We start from the raw sequence: 23,141 nt of genomic DNA, 5'->3' as shown, positions 1-23,141 counted from the left end.
GCCGGAAAAAATAGACCCGGATGGATCTTTATCAAATTGAAGCAGGAATTATTGCACCCCTTCGTTCTACAAATCAATGAAATCTTTTTCAGAAATGCCAGATAAAATAAAACAGGCGCTCCATTTTTAACATTTGGAGCGCCTGTGAAATTAGTTGAGCTGCGATTACTTTTTGAACATACCGCTTACTACCAGGTCTTTGCTGCCTGGCGTGTATTTATAAAATCCTTCTCCACTCTTGGCGCCGAGGTAACCGGCTGTAACCATATTGGTGAGCAGGGGACAGGGCGCATATTTCGGATTACCAAATCCATCGTGCAGTACTTTGAGAATGGAGTAGCAAACATCAAGGCCGATAAAATCCGCCAGTTGCAATGGTCCCATCGGATGTGCCATGCCTAATTTCATTACCGTATCGATCTCTTCCACACCGGCAACGCCTTCATAAAGACTGTAAATGGCTTCGTTGATCATCGGCATCAGGATGCGGTTGGCAATGAAACCCGGATAATCATTCACCACGCAGGGAACCTTGCCCAGTTGTTTGCTCAGCGCAACGATCATGTCGGTTACATCTTTATCCGTAGCATATCCATTGATGATCTCTACCAGTTTCATTACCGGCACAGGGTTCATGAAGTGCATACCGATCACCTTATTGGCCCTTTTGGTTACGGAGGCGATCTTAGTGATGGAGATGGAAGAGGTGTTGGTGGCCAGGATAGCATTGGGGTTGGCGCATTCGTCCAGCTGTTTGAAAATTTTCAGCTTCAGGTCTACATTCTCAGTGGCGGCTTCAACTACCAGTTCTGCATTGAGTACACCGGCGGAGAGATCATTGAAAGTGGTGATCCTGCCGAGGGCAGCAGCTTTCTGATCTTCAGTGGCGCTTCCTTTGGCTATTTGTCTGTCGAAGTTCTTTGTGATTGTCTGTAAAGCTTTTTCAAGCTGGGCCTGGTTTACATCGATGAGGTTCACTTTGAAACCTCCCTGGGCAAATACATGCGCGATACCATTGCCCATAGTGCCCGCGCCTATGACGGCTACCTGTTGTAATGACATACAATGTTTTTTTAATATGCTGATAAGTACAAGCGGGGCAAATGTAGAAAAAAACTAACAGTTATTTGTTTTTGAAGTCGCCCCTTTTCCAGGCGTTCACGAATTCAGCCCAGGCAAAGGGATTGAAGATATTCTGAGGAGGTGTTTGTCCATAATAATAATACCTGCTGGCATTATTGCGGAGCATCATATTGGAAGCTTCGCGGCCATCGGAGGGGAGGGCTCTGGCCAGGATCCGGCGTTTGGACTCATCATTATTCTGACGTGCGATCTCGATAGCATCGGAGGGAATGGAGATGTTCACGAAATCCCTTTCAAACTCCTCCTTCGTGGGACGGGGCTTGATGATGGTAGCGGGGAGGTATTCGGCATCAATCACCAGTAACTGGATCATGCTGTACTGGTTCCCTTCAATATCGCGCGGGATATCTACCAGTTTGGCTTTATAACCAACCGAAGTGAATTCGATCTGGTCGCCCTTCATCACTACGATCGAGAACACACCCTGCTCGTTACTGACGGTACCCCTGTTCTGTCCTTTTACCACTACACTCACAGAAGGAATACCCTTCAGGCTATCAGCTGTCATCACAATCCCATACAATTGAACAACGGAATCCTTGAGTTTCTCAAATTGGGCGTTGGCCGCAAAGGGAGCGATAATGCTGACTACCAACAGGATTAGTAAATGTCTTTTCATGCAGTTCAAATATACAGACTATGAATAAAATACACTCAACAAAATACCCTCCTTAATGGTTAATTTTGCAGCCAATCGATTCTTTTAACAAAATAATTAGACGAATGACCCCGGAGAAAATATTGCAGGCTTTGAGCAACGTACAGGAGCCTGATCTTGGTAAAGACATTGTGACACTCAACATGGTGAAAGACATCGTGGTGGATGGGAACAATGTTTCCTTTACAGTTGTGCTCACAACTCCGGCCTGCCCCATGAAAGACCTGATCAGGAATGCCTGTGTGAACGCCGTGAAATTGCTGGTGAACAAAGATGCGAACGTTACCGTGAATTTCACAGCCAATACCAGCAGCACCCGTAAAGATACCCAGGCCGTTCTGCCCAAAGTGAAAAATATCATTGCCGTTGTGAGTGGAAAAGGTGGAGTAGGTAAGAGTACTGTTGCTGCCAACCTGGCGTTAGCCATCGCCAGCAGCGGAGCTTCTGTTGGGCTGATGGATGCTGATATTTATGGACCGAGTGTTCCCATCATGTTTGGTGTTCGCGGACAAAGGCCGATGATGCGTTCCGTGGAAGGAAGCGAAAAAGGAATGATCGTTCCTTTGGAAAAATATGGTATCCGCCTCATGAGCATCGGATTACTGGTAGACGAAAAGAATGCCGTTGTTTGGCGTGGTCCCATGGCCAGCAGCGCCATCCGCCAGTTTGCTACCGATGTGGATTGGGATGAGCTGGATTACCTGATCATCGATATGCCTCCGGGTACCGGTGATATACACCTGACGTTGATGCAAACCGTGCCCGTGACCGGCGTTGTGGTAGTGACCACGCCGCAGGAAGTGGCGCTGGCAGATGCCAAGAAAGGTATCGCTATGTTCGGACAGGCGCAGATCAAAGTGCCCATTATCGGACTGGTGGAGAACATGAGCTATTTCACGCCTGCAGAATTACCGGATAACAAATACTATATCTTCGGAAAAGATGGTGGCAAGAAACTTGCTGAAGAGTACGATATTCCATTCCTCGGTCAGATCCCGCTGGTGCAGGGTATCCGCGAAGGTGGCGACAATGGCAAACCTGTTATGATCAGTGATGATAATGTAACGAAACGCGCCTTCATGGAATTTGCCGCCAATACCATCAGGAGCATCGCGATGCGTAATGCAAACCTGGCGGCTACGAGGGTAGTGGAAGTGATCGATTAAATTTATCTCTTTAAAATATCCAACTATGAAGCCATTGATCCTTTCAGTTATTTGTTTATTCACAGTATTGGTAGCCGGTACAGCCTGCCGTACTACCAAAAAAACAACGGTGGTAAAATCAAAACCTTTACCGCCGGGACAGATGAAAAAGCTCACCGGTTCGCAATCGGCCAAGCCGTATGCACCCGGACAGCAAAAGAAAAAGAAGAAAAAGTACTGATGTATAACCTTTCCGAATACGTAGAAAAGGATCTGGCCACAGTGCTGGCCTTCATACAACAACATCCCTTTGCAACCCTGATCGGCAGCGATGCCGGAGGCGCTCCTGTAGCAACCCAGGTGCCGCTGCTGATCAGGCAGCAGGGCGAGTCTATTTCTCTTCTTGGTCACATCATGCGCAAGACCAGTCATCACAAAGCATTTGAACAGAACCCGCGCGTACTGGCGCTTTTCACCAGCCCGCATACCTACGTGAGCCCCAGCTGGTACAGCAATCCGCGTTCCGGCGGCACCTGGAATTATATGTCGGCGCAGGCGCAGGGTATGATGGAGTTCACCAGTGAATCAATGCTGCTGGAGATCCTGCGCGATACGCAGAACCTATTTGAGAATGATCCCGCTTCTCCATCTGTATATGAAAACCTTTCACCGGAATATGTGAATCCGCTGGCAAAAGCGATCGTAGGTTTCGAGATCAAAGTATCGAAGCTGGATGCTACTTTCAAACTGAGCCAGAACCGTGATGAAGCGAGTTATCATAACATCATCGCGCAATTAAAGAAAGGTTCCGCCGATGCGCAGTTCATTGCAGCGGAAATGGAAAAAAGAGCATCACAATTATTTAAGAACAAATGATCCGCATTATCCTGTAACATTGGGGTATGAAGAAGATCGTTTATACATTTGTTGCAGGCGCTCTCTTGCTGGCTGCCTGTACCACACAGAAAAAAGCTACTGTGCAACTACCCGCATTCGACGCAGAAGGCCACCGCGGTTGCCGCGGCATCATGCCGGAGAATACTATTCCCGCTATGCTGCATGCCCTCAATCTCAATATTACTACCCTGGAAATGGACGCAGTGATCACCAAAGACAAACAGGTGATTCTCTCACACGAGCCCTTCTTCAATCATCATATCACCACAAAACCAGATGGTTCACTGGTGTCTGAAGCCGAAGAAAAAAGCTTGAATATTTTCCAGATGACCTACGCAGAAACCCAGCGGTACGACGTAGGATTGAAACCCAATCCGGCTTTCCCGAAGCAACAGAAGATGGCTGCCACCAAACCTCTGCTCAGTGAATTGATCGAAAAGGTAGAATCTGCTGTAAAACAAAAAGGACGTAAGCCAGTCTTTTATAATATCGAGACCAAGACCCAGCCTGCCGGTGATAATATCTATCATCCTGCACCTGAAGAATTCGTTGATCTTTTGATGGGTGTTATCAACAAAGCAGGCATTGCCCATCGCGTGATCATCCAGAGCTTCGATTTCCGCACACTGAAAGTGCTGCATGCAAAATATCCTGCAGTGATGACAGCCGCGCTGGTGGAAGGCGTGAGTAAACGCAGTATGCAGCAACAACTGGATGAGCTCGGATTTACGCCCACTATTTACAGTCCCTATTTTGTAAGCGTGAACAAAGCCATGGTGGACGAAGCGCATCTGCTCAATATGAAGATCGTTCCCTGGACGGTGAATGATAAAGCAGGCATCGATAAACTGAAAGCATTGGGAGTGGATGGGATCATTTCAGATTATCCTGATCTGTTTTAGAAATATGCCTCAACTTTCCCCCAAAATAAACCAATGGTATATTAAACTTGATTTTTATAGGATTGAAATTTGGCCTGACCCGAATATGGAACGAAAAGTGATTAAACAATATAAAAGATAATTCATCCTACCGGACCAATAACAAACCCGGCATCACTTGCAATGCAATAGCTAAAGCAAGAGATGCCGGGTTTCTATTTTATTATCTTTATTTACCCAGCCAGCGCAGGGCGTTTTTATGTAACAGGTTTTCTTTGATATTCTCCGAAAGATCCATCTCTTCTATCAATTTCCCTGGCACATGCTCGCCTAACGGGAAAGGATAATCGCTACCTAAACAGATCTTATCTTCTCCCATCGTGTCGATCAGGAATTTCATAGCCGATGCATCATGCACCAGACTATCCACCCAGAATTTTCCGATATAATCCCTTGGTGAAACCGGGTTATCTATCGCCACCAGATCTGGTCTTACATCAAACCCATGCTGGATCCTGCCAATGGTAAAAGGAAAAGAACCGCCGCCATGTGCAAACGCCACGCGCAGTTTCGGGAACTTCTCAAATACGCCACCGAAGATCATGCTGCAGATAGCGCGACTGGTCTCAGCCGGCATGCCTACAAGCCAGGGCAGCCAGTATTTTTGCATCTGTGTTTCGCCCATCATTTCCCAGGGATGCACAAACAGGGCGCAACCCAGTTCCGATGCGGCTTCATAGAAAGGAAAGAAAGATGGATCTGACAAATTCCTGCCATTGATATTACTGCCGATCTCGAGACCAGGCAGTTTCAGTTCATGAACGCAGCGTTCCATCTCACGTACAGAAAGACCGATGTCTTGTAAGGGAACAGTGCCTAATCCAATGAAGCGGTCAGGTTGCAGACCGGCAGTCTCTGCAATATGGTCATTGAAGAAACGGGAGGTCTCCAGTCCGTCCGCGGGCTTTGCCCAGTAATTGAATAAAACAGGAATAGTGGAAAGTACCTGGATGTCTACACCCGTTGCATTCATTTCCTCTTCGCGCAGGGTGGCTTTGAAACAATTGTCTTCTACTTCTCTGAACAATTTATCACCTTTCATCATGCAGGCTTTGCAGTTGCGATGTTCCAGGTGAATGAATTCTCCGTACCCGAATTTCTGTACCCAGTTGGGCATTTTTTCGGGCATGATATGCGTGTGTATGTCGATCTTCATGCGGGGATTACTTTTTCACAGGCGGCTCCATTACGGTACCGCATTTTTTACAGGTGCGCAGCTCCGGGGAGCCATAGAATTTTTCCATGATCGGAGGCAGTTGCTTCACGATATCTTTTACAAATACGAATTCTTCAAACAGCTTATTGCCGCAGTTCTCGCAGAACCACATGAAGGCGTCTTTCTCGTTCTCTTCATCTTCACGGATCTTTTCAATCACCAGTCCAACCGTATTGGCGGGCCTTTGCGGGCTGTGCGGCGTCATCGGGGGAAGCAGGAACATATCGCCCTCATTGATGGGAATGCTGCGGGGCTCGCCATTGTCGATGATCTTCAGTACCATATTTCCTTCCAGTTGGTAATACAGTTCTTCACTTTCATTGTAGTGATAATCTTTACGTGCATTGGGGCCGCCAACCACCATCACGATAAAATTCTCTGCATCCTTGTAAACGCATTGATTGCCTACAGGAGGTTTCAGCAGATCGCGGTGGTCATCGATCCATTTCTTCAGGTTGAAAGGTGCTGCAATTGGCATATGACAGGTTTTAGCAATGTAATGATTATGAAGTCAGGCGCCGTAAAGTTAATGTTTTAGCGGAAGGCCAAAACATAATTAATCTGTGTACATTTGAAGCCCTATAAAAAAGCTTGCTATGAATCTTTCTCTCGAAGGAAAAAATGCCCTGATCTGCGGAAGTTCGCAGGGAATCGGGCTGGCTATTGCAGAAGAACTGGCTTTGCTCGGCGCCAATTGTACGCTCCTGGCCCGTAATGAGGAATCATTGAAGCAGGCGATACTGAAGCTGGATATTGCACTGAGACAGCAACACAATTATCTTGTAGCCGATTTCAGCAAACCCGAAGATGTGGCCCGTGTGGTGCGTACGCATGTGGCGTCCAATCCCATTCATATCCTGATCAATAATACAGGAGGCCCGCCTCCCGGTCCGATCGTTGAAGCAACGCCTGAACAATTCCTCAATACTTTCAATCAGCACCTGATCTGCAATCACCTGCTCACGCAGGCTGTTGTGCCGGGAATGAAAGCTGCGCAATTCGGAAGGATCATCAATATCGTGAGCACCTCAGTTAAGATACCGCTCAAGAACCTGGGCGTATCCAATACTATCCGTGGTGCAGTGGCCAGCTGGGCCAAGACCATGAGCATCGAGCTCGGGCAGTTCAATATTACTGTGAACAATGTATTGCCCGGCGCTACTACAACGGCAAGACTGGAAGGCATTGTGAAGAACGCTTCAAAGAACAAGAATATCTCTGAAGAGGAAGTGGCTGAAGAAATGACGAAGGAAGTACCGATGCGCAGGTTCGGTAATCCCGGTGAAGTGGCTGCAGTAGCGGCTTTTCTGGCTTCGCCTGCGGCGAGCTATGTAACGGGCACCAGTATCCCTGTAGATGGCGGAAGAACAGGATCCATTTAATTTGAATAGTCGTTATGCAACAAGATATCCCCTGGCACCTTGAGAATTTCATCGGCGGCAGTTTTATCGGACCGCTGAGTGGAAATTTCATCGATAACTTCAATCCCGCTACCGGTGAAGTGAGCGGCAAGATCCCGGACAGCAATGAACAGGATGTGGCAGTAGCTGTTAAAGCTGCACAGAAAGCCTTCACCACCTGGTCTGTTACTCCGCTGGAAAAAAGATTCGAAATACTCAACCGCATCGCGGAGCTCATCGATGATAACAAAGAACTGTTTGCTTTAGCTGAGTCTAACGATAATGGCAAACCGCTTTGGCTGAGCCGTAAGGTGGACATACCACGAGCCTCCGCCAATTTCAGGTTCTTCGCCACCGGCATCATGCATTTTGCTGCCGAGAGCCACCAAATGGAGGACAGCGCCATCAACTATACTCTTCGTCAACCGATCGGTGTGGTAGGCTGTATCTCTCCATGGAACCTGCCGCTCTATCTCTTCACCTGGAAGATAGCGCCAGCGCTGGCCGCAGGCAATTGCGTGATCGCGAAACCATCTGAGGTAACACCACTCACAGCTTTCCTGCTGGGACGTGTGGTGAAAGAAGCCGGACTGCCGGACGGCGTGCTGAACATCCTGCATGGCACTGGTCCGGTAACCGGCGAAGCCATTATTCAGCACCCCGCTATCAAAGCCATTTCTTTTACGGGCAGCACACGCGCAGGAGCACGTATCGCATCTGTTGCAGCGCCTGTGTTCAAGAAATTATCACTCGAACTGGGAGGTAAGAACCCGAATATCATATTCGCCGATTGTGATTGGGAAAAGATGATGAATACCACCGTGCAATCTTCCTTCGCCAACCAGGGACAGATCTGTCTCTGCGGCAGCCGCATTTTGGTGGAAGCGAGCATCTATGATAAATTCAAAACTGAATTTGTAGAAAGAGTGAAAGCATTGAAAGTGGGAGACCCGATGGATGAAAAAAGCAAGCAGGGCGCTATTGTCAGCAAAGTACATTTTGAAAAGGTCATGGGCTGCATCGAAAAAGCCAAAGAAGAAGGCGGCACCATTCTCGTTGGCGGACAAGCCGTGCAACCCGAAGGCCGCTGCGCAAATGGCTGGTTCATTCAACCTACGGTGATCGAAGGTGTTGGTCCTGATACCGTCACCAACCAGGAAGAGATCTTCGGGCCTGTGGTGACAATTCAAAAATTCAATACGGAAGAAGAGGCATTGCAACTCGCCAATGCCACGCAATACGGGCTGGCTGCTACTATCTGGACCAGCAATCTCACCCGCGCACATCGTGTAGGCGCACGCGTTGAATCCGGCATCATCTGGATCAACTGCTGGCTGCTCCGCGATCTCAGAACACCTTTCGGTGGTGTGAAGAACAGCGGCGTGGGCCGCGAAGGCGGATGGGAAGCATTGCGCTTTTTCACCGAAGCAAAGAATATCTGTGTGCAATTGTAAACAACTATCATGAGCAAAGAAATAGTACATACTACATCGGCAGCCACTCCATTGGGCGCCTATCCCCATGCAAGAAAAGTAGGCAACCTGCTCTTCCTCTCCGGTATCGGACCGAGAAGCGCCAAGGACAATTCCATTCCCGGACTGGAGCTGGATGCGGAAGGCCATATCGTGAAATATGATATCGAAGCCGAATGCCATTCTGTTTTCGCCAACGTGAAAGCCGTGCTGGAAGCCAGTGGCAGCAGCTGGGACAAGATCGTGGATGTGACTGTTTTTCTCACTAACATGAAAAAAGACTTTCCCATTTACAATAAGATCTACGCAGAATATTTCACCAGCGTACAGGCATGCAGAACAACTGTAGAGATCAAGAGCCTGCCCACGCCGATCGCTATCGAGCTGAAAGTGATCGCTACCATCGATTAGAACCTGTTATAACATATACCCATAAACGCATTTGAATGAATTACCAGAACACCCTGGAATTTGCACAACAAGCCGATCAGCAGGACCCCTGCGTTCTTTTCGCGAAAGATTCCTCATACCACAGGTGAATGGCAAAGACGCAATTTATTTCACCGGTAACTCACTCGGGCTTCAACCGAAAACTGTCCGTTCATATGTTCAGCAAGAACTGGACGATTGGGCTGAATATGGCGTTGAAGGTCATTTCCATGCAAAGAATCCCTGGTTCTCTTACCATGAGATCTTTCCTGAGAAAGTAAGCAAGATCGTGGGCGCACTGCCGGAAGAGGTGGTGGTGATGAACCAGCTCACTGTGAATCTGCATCTCCTGATGGTGAGTTTTTACAGGCCCACCAAACAGCGTTTCAAAATCATTTGTGAAGCGAAGGCATTCCCTTCCGATCAATATGCGCTGGAAACGCAACTGAAATTCCACGGCTATGATCTGAAAGATGCATTGGTGGAGATAGCTCCACGCCAAGGGGAACATACCATGCGCATCGAAGATATTCTTACTGCTATCGACACACATAAGGATTCGCTGGCCCTCGTTATGTTCGGCGGTGTGAATTACTATAGCGGTCAGGTGCTGGATATGAAGACCATCACCGAAGCAGCCCACAAAGCCGGCGCTATCGCGGGTTTCGACCTGGCGCATGGTGCAGGGAATATTCCGCTTGAACTTCATAACTGGAATGTAGACTTCGCCTGCTGGTGCAGTTATAAATATCTGAACTCTGGTCCTGGTGGTGTTGCCGGTGCATTCGTGCATCAGAAACATCTTTCCAATAAAGAACTGCCTCGCTTTGCAGGCTGGTGGGGACATACAAAAGAGACTCGATTCCTGATGCAGCCCGGTTTCGATCCTATTCCAACAGCTGAAGGATGGCAATTGAGCAATGCGCCCGTTCTATCTATGGCTGCTCATAAAGCGAGTGTGGATATTTTTGATGAAGCTGGTATGCCGGCGCTGGTGAAGAAAGGAAAAGCCATGAGTGGTTACCTGCAATTCATCCTGGAAGAGATGAATGCACAGTCAGGAACAAAAGTGGTGGAAGTGATCACGCCGAAAAATGAATCCGAGCGTGGATGCCAGGTAAGCCTGCTGATGCTGGTGCGTGGGAAGGAAGTATTCAAAACATTGATGGATCGTGGTGTGATAGCCGACTGGCGAGAGCCCAATGTGATCCGCGTGGCGCCGGTGCCAATGTATAATAAGTTTGAAGATGTGTGGATGTTCGGGCAGATCATTAAGGAAGTGCTGGCCACTTCAGTGGTTGGCTGATAACCGGAGAGCAGTCGCTCGCCGGGAGGCGAGCGACTGGCCAGACTCTAAGTAAAATCATCACAATAAATTTTTCCAGCCGTGCAAAAAAAAGAAGTCTTGATCATTGGCGCAGGCCTTGTTGGTTCCTTGCTTTCAGTATACATGGCCAAACGCGGACATAAAGTGAAACTCTATGAACGCAGGCCCGATATGAGAAAAGAAACTGTGGCGGCGGGCAGGTCAATCAATTTGGCGCTGAGCGACCGCGGCCTCAAAGCCCTCGAAAAGATCGGACTGGCCGATGCCATCCGCGAGATCTCTATCCCTATGCATGGCCGTTATATCCATCACATAGATGGCAGCAGTGCCTTCCAGCCTTACGGCAAGGAAGGGCAGTTCATCAACTCCGTTAGTCGCGGTACCCTCAACAAAAAATTGATGGACCTGGCTGAAGAGAATGGCATCGAGATCTTCTTCGAGCACAAATGCTCGCATGTTGACTGGAAAACAAATACAGTTAGTTTTGAAACGAATGGAAAGACTGTAGATGTAAAAGCCGATCTGATCTTCGGAGCAGACGGCGCTTTCTCTGCAGCCCGCCTCCAGCACCAGTTACAGGCCGATCGATTCAATTATCAGCAATTCTATATCGATTGCGGCTACAAAGAGCTTACCATCCTGCCCAATGCAGAAGGCGATTTCGCGATGCATGTGAATGCCCTGCATATCTGGCCCAGGAAGGAATTCATGCTCATCGCTCTCCCGAACCTCGACAAAACTTTCACCTGCACTTTGTTCTTCCCCTTCGAAGGACCACAGTCTTTTTCCCGCCTCGATACAAAGGAAAAAGTGAAAGACTTCTTCGAGAAGACCTTCCCCGATGCAGTGCCGCTGATGCCTACTTACCTGGAAGACTTTTTCAATAACCCAACTTCATCGCTCGTAACAGTTAAATGTTATCCGTGGGTACGTGAAGATAAATTCGCGCTGATCGGTGATGCGGCCCATGCCATCGTTCCTTTCTTCGGGCAGGGCATGAATGCCGGCTTCGAAGATTGCAGTGTGCTGGATGATCTGATGGAGCATCATGGCGATCACTGGGACGCCATCCTGGAGGAATTCCAGCTGCTGCGCAAGCCCGATGCCGATGCCATTGCAGACCTGGCTGTGAACAATTTCACGGAAATGCGCGACAGGGTTGCCGATCCTAAATTCCTGCTGCAGAAAAAGATCGAAGCAAAGCTGAACGAGAAGTTCCCCGATAAATGGATCCCCGCGTATTCACTGGTTACCTTCAGTCCGCATATCCGCTATTCCGAAGCACTGGCCAATGGAATGAAGCAGGAAGCCATCATGCAACAGGTCATGCAGCGCGCAGATATTGATTCCCGCTGGGATGATGATGTTTTGCACCGGGAAATTGTGGATCAGTTATAGGATTGTATCTTCGCGCCCATGACACGTCAACAACTGGTGGAAGAGATCCGCAAGAAGCAATCCTATCTCTGTGTAGGACTGGATACCGATATTACAAAGATCCCGAAACACCTGCTGGCTGCAGCAGATCCCGTTTTCGAGTTCAACCGGATGATCATCGATGCAACCAAAGACTATTGCGTCAGCTATAAGATCAATACCGCTTTCTATGAAGCGCTTGGCCGCAGAGGCTGGGATTCCATGGAAAAGACGGTGGATTATATCGGCAAATCTCATTTCACCATTGCAGACGCCAAGCGCGGCGATATCGGCAATACCTCCACGCAGTATGCCAAAGCATTCTTCGAAACGCTGAACTTCGACGCCATTACTGTAGCTCCTTATATGGGCTCCGACAGCGTGAAGCCATTTCTGGAATACAAACACAAATGGACCATTCTTCTGGGTCTCACTTCCAATCCCGGAGCACAGGACTTTGAACTGCAACCCGCAGGCAATGGACTACTCTACGAAAAAGTGCTGACCACTGCCGCACAATGGGGCACACCCGAAAACCTCATGTACGTGGTAGGCGCCACACAGGCCGATTCTTTTACAGCTATCCGCAGCCTCACGCCTGATCATTTCTACCTCGTACCCGGTGTTGGTGCGCAGGGAGGAAGTCTCAAAGAGATCTCCGCCAAAGCCATGAACAAGGATGTGGGATTACTGGTGAACGCGAGCCGTGCCGTGATCTTTGCTGGTAATGGTGAGGATTTTGCAGAGAAGGCCGCTGAAGCAGCGAAAACTTATGCGCAGGAAATGGCAGGCTATCTGAAATAATCTTTTTAATTTTTACCGCACAAAACGGGATACCCATTGCTGAGTGATCCCGCCATTGAGCATTCCTTTCGGAACGCTGCTAACTGCTAGTTTTGATACATTGCTGATTGTTGAGACCGGAATCTCCGGTAACGGCCTCAACAAACGGCAGACTAAATATCTTTAGTTTTCTTGTTTTTCTCTTCCACTTTGAATGGCAGGTTATGACCGATGGTGATGTCCCCGAAACTGGTTTTCACTTTTACGGAAGTTTCACCGCCCCCTGATTTACCTGTGTAGTCGAAATCGAATTTCGGTCCGCGGCTTTCATCTTCATCTTCCTTATTGATAGCGAAACTTGTTTTGTTCTTGAATTTGGCGAAGCTGGTGCGGATATTATAGGTAGCGGAAAAATTAGCAGGCACATCCAGCAGGAGTGGAGAGAAGCTGTTCTTTACCGTTACATTCTTCACGGCATTGTCCAGGTTCAGTTTTGCACTGCTGTGCTCTACATCTATATTCAATTCTCCGCTGGTTTTGCGCACTTCAACAGAAGAGAATTTGATGACGAGATTTCCGTTATTCATCGCATCGAGGATGAGTGAACCGAATTCAACCTGGATCTTTTTTGCATTTCCCAGTTTACCGATCCTGGCGCTGCCGAATTTACTGATCACAGTAGCCTCACCGGAATGATCGCCGATCACAAGAGGGCCGAATTCATTGGCCGCATAAAGAGGGTTCTGTGCCGGCAGGAACACTTCATAGTCCACCTGGAATCCTTGTTTCTCGCCTTTTTCCCAGCGTTGGTTGTTATTGCCTTTGATACTCGTTTTGAAAATGACACCTTCAGAGTTCTTGCTATCATTGATGGTGATGCCATCGAGAATACTCTGAGCGCGTTCTTCGGTTTTGGCTTCTGCACTGATGGTCACTTCCACTTTCACTTCATTCTTTGTCCAGGTATTGATCTTCAGTGAACCGAATTTATTGGTGAGCGAAACTTTATCGTTGCCACTCAGCGGATATGATTTGGTGTACACTTTTTTCTTTTCCACCAGCGGATTTTCCGATGCGATGGCAGTCCCTGTAAAGGCGAAGGAGAGGACGAGTAAGAGTGCGTTATATACTTTTGACATGGGTTTGTGTTTTTGATTGTTTGATCTGCTGAATGATCTGAAGCTGCTGATTAAGCAATTCTGTCTGCATTTTCAGGTTCTCGATCATGGCTTCCAGCAATTGTTCACGATTAGGGTTGGAGGGCAGTTCCTTTTTCAGATTATTATAAGAGCTGTCCAGTTGACTGATATCACCCAGGAATTGCTGGTAGAGCTCGGGATTATCTTTTTCGATCTGTTTGAGCTCGGATTGTTTCAATTCAATGAGCTGGGTGAAATGGTATACTTCTTTTGCATAGGTTGGATTGATCTTCTGGAGGATATCGTCTCTTTTTGTTTTTACTTCAGCAGTGCCGGAAGGAGCTGGGCGACTGATGAGATGGAACACGCCGAGCCCTGCCAGAACCAGGATAGCCGCTGCTGCACTCCATTTCAGGATAGTGAGCGTGAGCACCCTGCCACCGCTATTTTTTTTTAGTGTTGGTTGGGCATCTGCCTGTAGTTGTTGCTGCAGGTCTTTCCAAACCCTGGGTGATGGCTCCTCTCCGTCGAATTCTTCACGATGGTCGCGGATGAAGTTTTCTAACTGGCTCATGATATTCCTCCTTGTTTCAATAGGTTCAATAATTTTTGCTTTGCACGGACATATTGTGTGCGGACGGTATTGTGCGATATGCCGAGGATCCCTGAGATCTCTTCATGATCATAACCTTCCAGCAGGTAAAGGCTCAGTACAGCGCGATACCCGTCCGGTAATAACTGGATATATCTTTTTACTTCGGCTACTCTGAACTGCAATTCCGCTTCATCGGTTCCTTTCTCTTCAGGAATTGCTTCCACTCCGTTCTCGTCCAGTTCACTCAGCTGCATTTTCTTTTTGCGAAGTATGTTGATGGATTTGTTGATCACAATCCTTTTCAACCATGCACCGAATGTGGAACGGTAATGGAAATCGTTCAAAGATCTGAAGGCATCCAAAAACGCCTCCTGTAACACGTCTTCCGCGTCACCTGTATTGTTGACGATGCGCAGGCTCGTGTTGTACATAGCCCTGGCGTACCGCTGATAAAGGGCTTCGAAGCCGGTGGGGTCCCCTCGTTTACAGCGTTCCACCAACTCATCCTGGACAATGGTTGCAGTCAGCTCCAAAATGAATGATTTTATTGTTTTAAGTTAATGTAGAGACACAGGCATTTCAAACATGTTGCATCTTCCACCTCAAATCGTTCCATTTTTCTTACATTAGCACACATTAAATTGCTCGTCATGGCCGCTAAAACCGATCTTTTTGTTAGTCCGGACTATTTTTCGCTCGATGAATTGCTCACTGAAGAACAGAAACTGGTGAGGGAGTCAGTTCGAAATTATGTAAAGAAAGAGATTTCTCCCATCATCGAAGACTATGCCCAGCGAGCTGAGTTCCCGCAGCATATCGTTAAACAGATGGGCGATCTGGGTTGTTTTGGCCCCACCATCCCCGTGGAATACGGCGGCGGCGGCCTGGACCATATCAGCTATGGACTGATGATGCAGGAACTGGAAAGAGGCGACAGTGGCGTTCGATCCACCGCCTCCGTGCAGGGTTCCCTGGTGATGTACCCCATTTACGAATTCGGAAGCGAAGAACAACGTAAAAAATACCTGCCCAAACTTGGAAGTGGCGAATGGCTGGGCTGTTTCGGCCTCACCGAGCCGGACCATGGGTCAAACCCGGGAGGCATGTTGACAAATATCAAAGATGCCGGCGATCATGTGATCCTCAACGGCGCCAAAATGTGGATCAGCAATGCGCCTTTTTCACAGGTGGCTGTTGTTTGGGCCAAAGATGAGGCCGGCGATATCCGCGGACTGATCGTGGAGCGCGGAATGGAAGGTTTCACAACACCTACCACGCACGGCAAATGGAGCCTGCGCGCTTCCGCTACCGGTGAACTGGTTTTCGATAATGTAAAAGTTCCGAAGGAAAATATACTTAACGTAAAAGGATTGAAAGGACCTTTGAGCTGTTTGACCAAAGCCCGTTACGGCATCGCCTGGGGCACCGTTGGCGCAGCGATGGATTGTTACGATACTGCTTTGCGCTATTCAAAAGAGCGTGTGCAGTTCGACAGACCCATCGGAGGTTTTCAATTGCAGCAAAAGAAACTCGCTGAAATGATCACCGAGATCACCAAAGCGCAGTTGCTGAACTGGAGGGTAGGCGTGCTGATGGACCAGCACAAAGCCAATCCGCAACAGGTGAGCATGGCCAAGCGTAATGGTTGCGAGATAGCAACCAATATTGCACGCGATGCACGCCAAATGCTGGGAGGAATGGGCATTACAGGAGAATATTCAGTGATGCGTCATATGATGAACCTGGAAAGTGTGATCACCTATGAAGGCACACACGATATTCACCTGCTCATCACCGGTATGGACGTTACAGGATTCAACGCATTCAAATAATATCACTAGCATCACACCACAATGAGGATTTTTTTGATAGGGTTCATGGGTGCAGGTAAAACGCACTGGGGTAAGCAGGTTGCCAACCGCATGGGACTTCCATTCCATGACCTGGATGAACTGATAGTAGCACAGGAAGGCAAGTCCATTGCCGATATCTTTACAGACAATGGCGAAGAATATTTTCGCCTCGCTGAAAAACAAATGCTGGAAGAACTTGTTGAAAGGGAAGACAGCATGATCATCTCCTGCGGAGGTGGTACGCCCTGTTTCTTCAACAATATCGATTTCATGAAGCGTTACGGCATCGTGGTATGGCTCAACACCCATGTGGAAGTGATACTGCAGCGACTGTTGAAAGAAAGGATGCACCGGCCTTTGCTGAAAGATATCAAAGATGAAGACCTCCGCAATCATATCATCCGGAAACTGAACGAAAGAAGGATGTATTATGAACAGGCTGATGTGATTATCGACAAGGAAGATTCGATCTCGATGAATGATTTTATTCAAACAGTGTTACATGCATAAAGGATATTTGAAAACAGCGGCGCTGCTCGGCGCATTGGCTGTTGCATTAGGCGCATTCGGCGCACATGGATTGAAGAAACTGGTACCCGCTGAAACAGTGTCAACTTTTGAAACAGGCGTTCGCTATCAGTTCTACCATGTTTTTGCCTTACTGATCGTGGCCATTCTTTACTCCAACTATTCACAGCGCTGGCTGAAATATGCTGCCAACAGTTTCCTGGCAGGTATTGTGTTGTTCAGCGGTTCCCTTTATCTTCTTACTGCATTGAAGGCAACTGAAACAGTGGGATTGTCCGGTATCGGAGCCATCACGCCAATTGGTGGTGTGTTCTTTATACTTGGATGGTTGTTCTTGTTCAGGGCTGTTGCAGTGAAGAAATAAACTTCAATGTAGCACAGTGAGTACTACATAATCCAACTTAAAAGCAGAAAACCTACTATACTTGCCGGCCAATCAATTATAGCAGACATAAAAGCCATAATAGAGCAGTCAAAAGACAAGGCTGTACGTGCCGTTGACCATCAACGAACGCTGATGTACTGGCATATTGGTAAGCGTATTTTTGAAGAAGAACAAGAAGGAAAAGAACGTGCAGAGTATGGAACCTTTCTTATTAAATATCTTTCAGAACAACTGCAACCTGAGTTTGGAAGTGGTTTTTCTACAAGACAAATCAACCTTTATCGCCAGTTTTACCGAACATTTGAGAATGTGCATACAATGTATGCACAATTGAGTTGGAGCCAATATAAACTAATATTAAGTGATGATAGCCAAGATAAAAGAGATTTTTATATTGCCGAAGCAGTAAAAAACAACTGGACTGTACGCCAGTTGGAACGACAAATCTACAGTAGTTTGAGCAATGATAAAGAGAGTGTATTAGCAGTTGCACAAAATGAAAAGCAACCATCAGAAGCCAAAGAAATTATTAAAGATCCCATGTTTTTGGAATTTTTGGGATTGAAGAGAGAAGCATCATACTACGAGAAAGATTTGGAAAGTGCCATTATCACACATTTACAAGATTTTTTATTGGAGTTAGGTAATGGCTTTTCTTTTGTAGCAAGGCAAAAGCGAATACACATTGAGGGCGATGAGTTTTTTGTTGATTTGGTATTTTACAATCGTTTATTACAATGTTTTGTAATTATTGAAATCAAAACAACTAAACTAACACATCAGGATATTGGTCAGGTCCAGATGTATGTCAATTATTATGACCGAATAGAAAAACTGCCATACGAAAACCCAACCATTGGTATCTTGCTTTGTGCCAATAAAAACGATGCAGTAGTAAAATTCACACTACCCGAAAATCAAAAGCAGATTATCGCAAGTCAATATGAACTTTATTTACCAACGGAAAAACAATTGCTGGAAGAAGTAAATAAGGAAATAGAAAGTTTTGAGGAAAAGGATTGCGAATTAAATTAAAGAGGAAGTTCAAACACAAGCACGGCGCCTTTGCAATTCTGCACCTGAAAGCTGCCGCCAATCAATTCCATCCTTCGTTTCATATTACTAAGTCCATTGCCGAAGCGGCGCAATTTTTCAGTGTCGATGCCAACGCCATTGTCTGCGATCTTCACCACTAATCGGTTATCCCTGGTAGTTATTTCGATACGCAGTTGCGATGCCTGTGAATGCTTCATCGCATTGTTCAGTGCTTCCTTGATGCTGAGGAATATATTGCGTCTTTTTTCTCCGGAGATCTCTGCCTGCGGGATTACTACAGGCAATTTTACACTGCAGTCGATCGGTGTACTGTCGAAATACTCGATGGCATGTGCACGGATATAGGCCACCAGGCTTTCCACTGTGTCGTTGGAGCTCTTCATGGTCCAGATGATGGTATTCATCTTTCCCAGCAGATCGTTGGCCGAGTTGGAGATCTTTTCCAGTTCAGGAAAACTCTGTCCTTTCATGCGGCTTTTCAGGATCTCACTCATGAGGCGGATGGCGGTAACGCCCGATCCCAGTTCATCGTGCATATCGGCGGAGATGCGGTCCCGCTCATGTTGTGTGGCCGTTACTACAGCCATTTGTTTTTCGAATTCCTTTCTTTCATTATCCAGCTTGAGCCTTTCCCTTTCTTTTACTCTTTCGATGATATCGCGGCGATTCTTGTATGCGAGGCCGGAGAGGAAGAGGATCAGTTCAATCACCAGTCCGAGCTCATAATAGAAGAGGGCGCGGTTCAACAGCAGGATGCTTTTGCTGAAATTCCATCCGAACATGATGATGCCCTGTGAAATAATGGCAAAGAAGATCAGTGCAAAACTTCCGCCTGCGAGATAATTCAACAGGGTATCCTTTCGTTTAATGGAATACACGATGAACATGATGGCGATCAGCAGGAAGAAAATCTTGATCACGAATTCCATATTGTTCAGCACTACGTATTTGCTGGTAGTGAAATACAGGATCGTGAAGATGGCAGCAAGGATGGCCAGCGGCCAGAGTGTGACCTTCAGGAATTTGTCGAGCCAGGGATGATTCTCTTCCGTACTCAGGAATTTCCGCACGAAGATCAGGTAGGTGAATACGCTTGCGATCATGATCATGAAGTCCAGGTACTCTTCATAAAAATAATGGAACCATGAGGCGGACATGTTCATGTAAGATTTTCCGAAGAGCAGGCAGGCCGTACAAAGTGTATAGATGGCGTAATAAATAAATTCCTTGTTGCGGTTTTGAATATATACCGCCAGCGAGTAGAAGATCATCATCAGCATTACGCCGGAAGCAACATAGGTAACGATGTCCAGGCTGTAATCGAGATCGCGTTTGCGGGTGATCCATTCATCGAGATAATCGGTCTCAACCAGATATGGAGTAAAAATATTTATATTGGTGCGAACGAAATTGAAGCGGCAGTAATACACGGCCCTTTCCCTGGGTTGGAGAACGATGAGCTGGCAGCCGGGAAATCTGGGACATTCTTCACCGGTTGGTTTGAGTTGGAACTGTCCGGCCGGATCTTCGGCAGAGAATTTGAATAAGCTGATATCCCTGCAATAAAAAGCGGGCAGGAAGAAGATCTTTTTTATGGTGTCGCTGCCATTGTAAAGGGCGAACCGGAGGTAATTGTCTTTTTCCATCAGTTCCGCCGATGGAGGATACTGCGGATAGAAGCGCTTTACGATATCGGGTCTGAATACCAGGTAGGGAATGGCCGAGTCTGCAATCTTTTCGCCTTTGGGAAGCGAAGCGAACCAGCAGGATTTGCCAATGGACGAGTCCAACCTGATCCTGGCCACATTCACAACGGCGCTGTCTGACTGGCCCATACCCCTGAGGGTAGAAACCAGTAGAATTATCAGTAAGAAAGGTTTCAGGTAATGGTTGTTTCTCATCCTGGGTTTGGCCGGTCCATTGATTTGGCCTTGTAAAATACAATTTTTCCCAGTGCAGGTGCAGCTTTTATTTGTTATATGACAGTTGTTTTCTACTACTTATCTTTGTAATCATGGCCAACCGCTTAAAGTCCAGTAAAAGCAAATCGCCCGATCCGGATAAATTGAAACCTGAGAAAGAAGAACAGGTTACCGTAAAGGAATTGGTGAAAGATGAACGCACGCACAAAATTGCCGGAACCGTGGCATTGCTGCTCTGCTGTTTCCTGTTTATCGCCTTCGTATCCTACGTATTTACCTGGAGGGAAGACCAGGACAAGGTCTTCAAAGGGGCATCCATTTTATTGCCTTCCACCGAAGTAAAGACCAGCAACCTGCTGGGAAATATCGGCGCATACATATCACATCAGTTTTTTTACAATGCATTCGGCGTTGCCTCCTTCCTGTTCTGCTCATTCTTTTTTGTTCTGGGTGTGAACGGATTGTTCGGCAGGAAACTGTTTTCCATCTGGCGCAACCTGCGCTACCTGATTGCCGGTGTTCTGTATTTCAGTGTGGCTGCCTCTTTTTTTGCAGGCGGCTCTGACTTCAGCTGGGGCGGCGCTCTGGGCAATATGCTGAGCGACTGGTTGGTAAAGATGCTCGGTAATGTGGGCACCTTCGTGCTGCTTTTTGCAGGCGGCCTTGCTTATATCATCTGGCGTTTCAATCCAACATTCAAGGTACCGAGCATGCCTAAACGCAAGCCGTCGCTAGTGCCTGCCAATGTGGACCCGGAAACAGGAGAACTGAAAGTGGAAGAGAAAGATGAGGAAGAAGAAGTGAAGCCGGTAAAGCCCAATAAGAAGAATCAGCTTAAAAAAGATAATGGTGCACTGGTTGCTCCGCCGCCTGTAGTGGAAGAGGAAGCCCCGCTCGATCTCCAGATCATTGAAAAGGATCCGGAGCCAGAAGAACTGGTGCTGAACAATACAGGCGAAGAAGAGGAGGAAGAGGAGCACGAAGAAGAGGAAGAAGCACCATTTGAGGAAGACGAGGAAGAGATTGAAGAAGAGGAGGAGGAAGTGGAAGAGATCCCTGCTCCGGTGATCAGCCCGCGCAGTAATAAACCCCAGGCGCCCAACCTGGAACTGGAGATCAAGACCTACTCACCAGAACCCTCAGACGAAGATATTCCTGATACGGTAGGAGAGGACGCGCCGCCCGCAGCCGTGCTGGCTCCCTATGATCCTGCCCTCGACCTGCGTGATTACAAATACCCGAGCCTCGATCTGCTGGAACAACACGGCAGTGAGAAGATCATCCAGGACCCTGCGGAACTGGAGAACAATAAGAACCAGATCATCAATACGCTCAAGAACTACGATATCCATATCCAGAAGATCAGCGCCACCGTAGGTCCTACAGTAACATTGTATGAGATCGTGCCCGCAGCTGGTGTGCGGATCTCACGTATCAAGAATCTGGAAGATGATATTGCGTTGAGCCTTGCAGCGCTTGGTATCCGCATCATTGCGCCGATCCCCGGTAAGGGAACTATCGGTATTGAAGTGCCGAATGTGAAGAAGACAGTAGTGAGTATGAAATCACTCCTGGCATCCGAAAAATTCCAGTTCAACAATCATAGCTTGCCCGTTGCCATCGGTAAGAAGATCGACAATGATAATTTCATTGTTGACCTCGCCACCATGCCGCACCTGCTGATGGCCGGAGCCACCGGTCAGGGTAAATCAGTTGGCCTGAACGCCATCCTGGTTTCACTGCTCTACAAAAAACACCCGAGCCAATTGAAGCTGGTGCTGGTGGATCCCAAGAAAGTGGAGCTGAGTTTGTATCGCACCATCGAAAGGCATTTCCTGGCCAAGCTTCCCGGAGAAGAGGAAGCCATCATCACTGATACCAAGAAAGTGATCAATACACTCAATGCACTGTGTATTGAAATGGATAATCGTTACGACCTGCTCAAGGAAGCCGGCACCAGAAATATAAAAGAGTACAACGAGAAATTTGTAAAACGAAAACTGAACCCGCAGAAAGGCCACCAGTACCTGCCATTCATTGTGCTGGTAGTGGATGAGTTTGCTGATCTGATCATGACGGCGGGTAAGGAAGTGGAGATGCCGATCGCTCGTCTGGCGCAGCTGGCGCGTGCCGTTGGCATCCACCTGATCATCGCTACACAACGTCCTTCCGTAAATATCATCACCGGTACCATCAAGGCCAACTTCCCGGCCCGTATCGCGTTCAAGGTTTCCAGTAAGATCGACTCCCGCACTATCCTGGATACAGGCGGTGCAGAACAGTTGATCGGAAAAGGAGATATGCTGATCTCTTATAACGGTGAACTCACCCGTCTGCAATGCGCTTTTGTGGATACGCCCGAAGTGGACAGTGTCTGCGAAAATATCGGCAACCAGAACGGATATCCCCAGGCATTCCTCTTACCTGAATACGTAGACGAAAAAGACATGGAAGGAAAAGATTTCGATCTGAACGACAGGGACTCGCTCTTCGAAGATGCAGCCAGACTGATCGTGCAGAACCAGATCGGATCCACTTCACTGCTCCAGAGAAGGATGAAACTTGGTTATAACAGGGCCGGTCGCCTCATGGATCAGCTCGAAGCCGCAGGTGTGGTAGGACCCAGCCAGGGCAGCAAGGCACGGGATGTGCTGATTAAAACCGAGATGGACCTGGAACAGCATCTTGCCAATTTTCTGTAATGATTTGAAGCTCATTCATTAGCAATTTGTTAATGTGAAGACCAGGTGCAAACTCTGGTGCATAATTATCGTCTTACATGTGCCGCGCAAACAATATCTTTGCGGCCTTTACGAAAAGTATCTCCGATGAAGAA

At 47.5% G+C, this 23,141-nt stretch carries 23 protein-coding genes; 15 read left to right on the top strand and 8 right to left on the bottom strand.

Features of this window, described 5'->3' with window-relative positions:
* Nucleotides 1-165: 165 nt before the first annotated feature.
* Together FSB84_RS29040 and FSB84_RS29035 are read right to left on the bottom strand one after the other, a co-directional pair.
* A complete protein-coding gene (locus tag FSB84_RS29040; protein WP_130543961.1) occupies nt 166-1,062 on the bottom strand; it encodes a 3-hydroxybutyryl-CoA dehydrogenase in 897 nt (298 codons plus the stop codon).
* 61 nt (nt 1,063-1,123) lie between these two features.
* Nucleotides 1,124-1,762 carry a carboxypeptidase-like regulatory domain-containing protein gene (locus FSB84_RS29035; protein WP_165434955.1) on the bottom strand — a complete coding sequence of 213 codons (639 nt, stop codon included), beginning with the start codon at nt 1,760-1,762 and terminating at the stop codon, nt 1,124-1,126.
* A 104-nt stretch (nt 1,763-1,866) separates the two neighbouring features.
* Here FSB84_RS29035 and FSB84_RS29030 point away from each other — a divergent pair, with 104 nt between their 5' ends.
* Genes FSB84_RS29030 through FSB84_RS29015 form a run of 4 tightly spaced genes read left to right on the top strand, consistent with a single transcriptional unit; the run spans nt 1,867 to nt 4,745 of the window.
* Nucleotides 1,867-2,967 (top strand): Mrp/NBP35 family ATP-binding protein, encoded by a 1,101-nt coding sequence (locus FSB84_RS29030; protein WP_130543960.1) that lies wholly within the window; start codon nt 1,867-1,869, stop codon nt 2,965-2,967.
* A gap of 25 nt (nt 2,968-2,992) precedes the next feature.
* A complete protein-coding gene (locus FSB84_RS29025) occupies nt 2,993-3,187 on the top strand; it encodes a hypothetical protein (protein ID WP_130543959.1) in 195 nt (64 codons plus the stop codon).
* Nucleotides 3,187-3,822, top strand: a complete 636-nt coding sequence (locus tag FSB84_RS29020; RefSeq protein WP_130543958.1) for an FMN-binding negative transcriptional regulator — start codon at nt 3,187-3,189, stop codon at nt 3,820-3,822. Before FSB84_RS29025 ends, FSB84_RS29020 begins: the two co-directional genes overlap by 1 nt.
* A gap of 26 nt (nt 3,823-3,848) precedes the next feature.
* Nucleotides 3,849-4,745 carry a glycerophosphodiester phosphodiesterase gene (locus tag FSB84_RS29015; RefSeq protein ID WP_130543957.1) on the top strand — a complete coding sequence of 299 codons (897 nt, stop codon included), beginning with the start codon at nt 3,849-3,851 and terminating at the stop codon, nt 4,743-4,745.
* A gap of 208 nt (nt 4,746-4,953) precedes the next feature.
* On the opposite strand, the gene FSB84_RS29010 is transcribed toward FSB84_RS29015, so the two are convergent.
* Entirely contained in the window at nt 4,954-5,940 is a 987-nt protein-coding gene (locus FSB84_RS29010; RefSeq protein WP_130543956.1) for an amidohydrolase family protein, read from the bottom strand.
* 7 nt (nt 5,941-5,947) lie between these two features.
* Nucleotides 5,948-6,478 carry a 3-hydroxyanthranilate 3,4-dioxygenase gene (locus FSB84_RS29005; protein WP_192909893.1) on the bottom strand — a complete coding sequence of 177 codons (531 nt, stop codon included), beginning with the start codon at nt 6,476-6,478 and terminating at the stop codon, nt 5,948-5,950.
* Nucleotides 6,479-6,596: 118 nt separating this feature from the next.
* Here FSB84_RS29005 and FSB84_RS29000 point away from each other — a divergent pair, with 118 nt between their 5' ends.
* The 6 genes from FSB84_RS29000 (at nt 6,597) to pyrF (ending at nt 12,848) form a co-directional block, all read left to right on the top strand.
* Complete coding sequence (locus FSB84_RS29000) at nt 6,597-7,382, top strand: SDR family oxidoreductase (RefSeq protein ID WP_130543955.1); 786 nt, start codon at nt 6,597-6,599, stop codon at nt 7,380-7,382.
* Between the two features lie 14 nt (nt 7,383-7,396).
* Nucleotides 7,397-8,854 carry an aldehyde dehydrogenase gene (locus FSB84_RS28995; protein WP_130543954.1) on the top strand — a complete coding sequence of 486 codons (1,458 nt, stop codon included), beginning with the start codon at nt 7,397-7,399 and terminating at the stop codon, nt 8,852-8,854.
* A gap of 9 nt (nt 8,855-8,863) precedes the next feature.
* Entirely contained in the window at nt 8,864-9,283 is a 420-nt protein-coding gene (locus FSB84_RS28990; protein ID WP_130543953.1) for a RidA family protein, read from the top strand.
* 124 nt (nt 9,284-9,407) lie between these two features.
* Complete coding sequence (gene kynU / locus FSB84_RS28985; protein ID WP_262713776.1) at nt 9,408-10,607, top strand: kynureninase; 1,200 nt, start codon at nt 9,408-9,410, stop codon at nt 10,605-10,607.
* A gap of 81 nt (nt 10,608-10,688) precedes the next feature.
* Nucleotides 10,689-12,026: an FAD-dependent oxidoreductase gene (locus FSB84_RS28980; RefSeq protein WP_130543951.1), complete on the top strand. Its 1,338-nt coding sequence runs from the start codon at nt 10,689-10,691 to the stop codon at nt 12,024-12,026.
* Nucleotides 12,027-12,044: 18 nt separating this feature from the next.
* On the top strand, nt 12,045-12,848 hold the full coding sequence (gene pyrF / locus FSB84_RS28975) for an orotidine-5'-phosphate decarboxylase (protein WP_130543950.1): 804 nt from the start codon (nt 12,045-12,047) through the stop codon (nt 12,846-12,848).
* Between the two features lie 152 nt (nt 12,849-13,000).
* Here pyrF and FSB84_RS28970 read toward each other — a convergent pair whose 3' ends face one another.
* Genes FSB84_RS28970 through FSB84_RS28960 form a run of 3 tightly spaced genes read right to left on the bottom strand, consistent with a single transcriptional unit; the run spans nt 13,001 to nt 15,094 of the window.
* Nucleotides 13,001-13,966 carry a DUF4097 family beta strand repeat-containing protein gene (locus tag FSB84_RS28970; protein WP_130543949.1) on the bottom strand — a complete coding sequence of 322 codons (966 nt, stop codon included), beginning with the start codon at nt 13,964-13,966 and terminating at the stop codon, nt 13,001-13,003.
* Nucleotides 13,950-14,540, bottom strand: coding sequence for a hypothetical protein (locus tag FSB84_RS28965; protein ID WP_130543948.1), 591 nt, complete (start codon nt 14,538-14,540; stop codon nt 13,950-13,952). The genes FSB84_RS28970 and FSB84_RS28965 overlap by 17 nt, the downstream gene beginning before the upstream one ends.
* Nucleotides 14,537-15,094, bottom strand: a complete 558-nt coding sequence (locus tag FSB84_RS28960) for an RNA polymerase sigma factor (protein WP_130543947.1) — start codon at nt 15,092-15,094, stop codon at nt 14,537-14,539. Before FSB84_RS28960 ends, FSB84_RS28965 begins: the two co-directional genes overlap by 4 nt.
* 117 nt (nt 15,095-15,211) lie before the next feature.
* On the opposite strand from FSB84_RS28960, the gene FSB84_RS28955 reads away from it, so the two are divergent.
* The 4 genes from FSB84_RS28955 to FSB84_RS28940 are packed head-to-tail and all read left to right on the top strand — an operon-like array spanning nt 15,212 to nt 18,362.
* Nucleotides 15,212-16,393, top strand: coding sequence for an acyl-CoA dehydrogenase family protein (locus tag FSB84_RS28955; protein WP_130543946.1), 1,182 nt, complete (start codon nt 15,212-15,214; stop codon nt 16,391-16,393).
* A 21-nt stretch (nt 16,394-16,414) separates the two neighbouring features.
* Nucleotides 16,415-16,924 (top strand): shikimate kinase, encoded by a 510-nt coding sequence (locus FSB84_RS28950; RefSeq protein WP_130543945.1) that lies wholly within the window; start codon nt 16,415-16,417, stop codon nt 16,922-16,924.
* Complete coding sequence (locus FSB84_RS28945) at nt 16,917-17,306, top strand: DUF423 domain-containing protein (RefSeq protein WP_130543944.1); 390 nt, start codon at nt 16,917-16,919, stop codon at nt 17,304-17,306. Before FSB84_RS28950 ends, FSB84_RS28945 begins: the two co-directional genes overlap by 8 nt.
* Before the next feature lie 27 nt (nt 17,307-17,333).
* Nucleotides 17,334-18,362, top strand: coding sequence for a PDDEXK nuclease domain-containing protein (locus FSB84_RS28940; protein WP_317132516.1), 1,029 nt, complete (start codon nt 17,334-17,336; stop codon nt 18,360-18,362).
* Here FSB84_RS28940 and FSB84_RS28935 read toward each other — a convergent pair.
* Nucleotides 18,359-20,284, bottom strand: coding sequence for a sensor histidine kinase (locus tag FSB84_RS28935; protein WP_130543942.1), 1,926 nt, complete (start codon nt 20,282-20,284; stop codon nt 18,359-18,361). The two genes, FSB84_RS28940 and FSB84_RS28935, sit on opposite strands and share 4 nt — an antisense overlap.
* 113 nt (nt 20,285-20,397) lie before the next feature.
* Here FSB84_RS28935 and FSB84_RS28930 point away from each other — a divergent pair, with 113 nt between their 5' ends.
* Nucleotides 20,398-23,007, top strand: coding sequence for an FtsK/SpoIIIE family DNA translocase (locus FSB84_RS28930; protein WP_130543941.1), 2,610 nt, complete (start codon nt 20,398-20,400; stop codon nt 23,005-23,007).
* The last annotated feature ends 134 nt before the right edge of the window (nt 23,008-23,141 follow it).

Origin of the sequence: Pseudobacter ginsenosidimutans (assembly GCF_007970185.1) — a bacterium.
Taxonomy (GTDB): Bacteria; Bacteroidota; Bacteroidia; order Chitinophagales; family Chitinophagaceae; genus Pseudobacter; species Pseudobacter ginsenosidimutans.
This window is presented reverse-complemented; position numbering and strand designations above follow the sequence as displayed.

Excerpts from the sequence above, each read along its gene's own strand:
- pyrF (WP_130543950.1), top strand. The coding sequence starts at position 12,045 with ATGACACGTCAACAACTGGTGGAAGAGATCCGCAAGAAGCAATCCTAT.
- FSB84_RS28995 (WP_130543954.1), top strand. The coding sequence starts at position 7,397 with ATGCAACAAGATATCCCCTGGCACCTTGAGAATTTCATCGGCGGCAGT.
- FSB84_RS29040 (WP_130543961.1), bottom strand. The coding sequence starts at position 1,062 with ATGTCATTACAACAGGTAGCCGTCATAGGCGCGGGCACTATGGGCAAT.
- FSB84_RS29025 (WP_130543959.1), top strand. The coding sequence starts at position 2,993 with ATGAAGCCATTGATCCTTTCAGTTATTTGTTTATTCACAGTATTGGTA.
- FSB84_RS28990 (WP_130543953.1), top strand. The coding sequence starts at position 8,864 with ATGAGCAAAGAAATAGTACATACTACATCGGCAGCCACTCCATTGGGC.
- FSB84_RS29000 (WP_130543955.1), top strand. The coding sequence starts at position 6,597 with ATGAATCTTTCTCTCGAAGGAAAAAATGCCCTGATCTGCGGAAGTTCG.
- FSB84_RS28930 (WP_130543941.1), top strand. The coding sequence starts at position 20,398 with ATGGCCAACCGCTTAAAGTCCAGTAAAAGCAAATCGCCCGATCCGGAT.
- FSB84_RS29010 (WP_130543956.1), bottom strand. The coding sequence starts at position 5,940 with ATGAAGATCGACATACACACGCATATCATGCCCGAAAAAATGCCCAAC.
- FSB84_RS29035 (WP_165434955.1), bottom strand. The coding sequence starts at position 1,762 with ATGAAAAGACATTTACTAATCCTGTTGGTAGTCAGCATTATCGCTCCC.
- FSB84_RS29005 (WP_192909893.1), bottom strand. The coding sequence starts at position 6,478 with ATGCCAATTGCAGCACCTTTCAACCTGAAGAAATGGATCGATGACCAC.
- FSB84_RS28950 (WP_130543945.1), top strand. The coding sequence starts at position 16,415 with ATGAGGATTTTTTTGATAGGGTTCATGGGTGCAGGTAAAACGCACTGG.
- FSB84_RS28970 (WP_130543949.1), bottom strand. The coding sequence starts at position 13,966 with ATGTCAAAAGTATATAACGCACTCTTACTCGTCCTCTCCTTCGCCTTT.
- FSB84_RS28965 (WP_130543948.1), bottom strand. The coding sequence starts at position 14,540 with ATGAGCCAGTTAGAAAACTTCATCCGCGACCATCGTGAAGAATTCGAC.
- FSB84_RS29030 (WP_130543960.1), top strand. The coding sequence starts at position 1,867 with ATGACCCCGGAGAAAATATTGCAGGCTTTGAGCAACGTACAGGAGCCT.
- FSB84_RS28945 (WP_130543944.1), top strand. The coding sequence starts at position 16,917 with ATGCATAAAGGATATTTGAAAACAGCGGCGCTGCTCGGCGCATTGGCT.
- FSB84_RS29020 (WP_130543958.1), top strand. The coding sequence starts at position 3,187 with ATGTATAACCTTTCCGAATACGTAGAAAAGGATCTGGCCACAGTGCTG.
- FSB84_RS29015 (WP_130543957.1), top strand. The coding sequence starts at position 3,849 with ATGAAGAAGATCGTTTATACATTTGTTGCAGGCGCTCTCTTGCTGGCT.
- FSB84_RS28935 (WP_130543942.1), bottom strand. The coding sequence starts at position 20,284 with ATGAGAAACAACCATTACCTGAAACCTTTCTTACTGATAATTCTACTG.
- FSB84_RS28955 (WP_130543946.1), top strand. The coding sequence starts at position 15,212 with ATGGCCGCTAAAACCGATCTTTTTGTTAGTCCGGACTATTTTTCGCTC.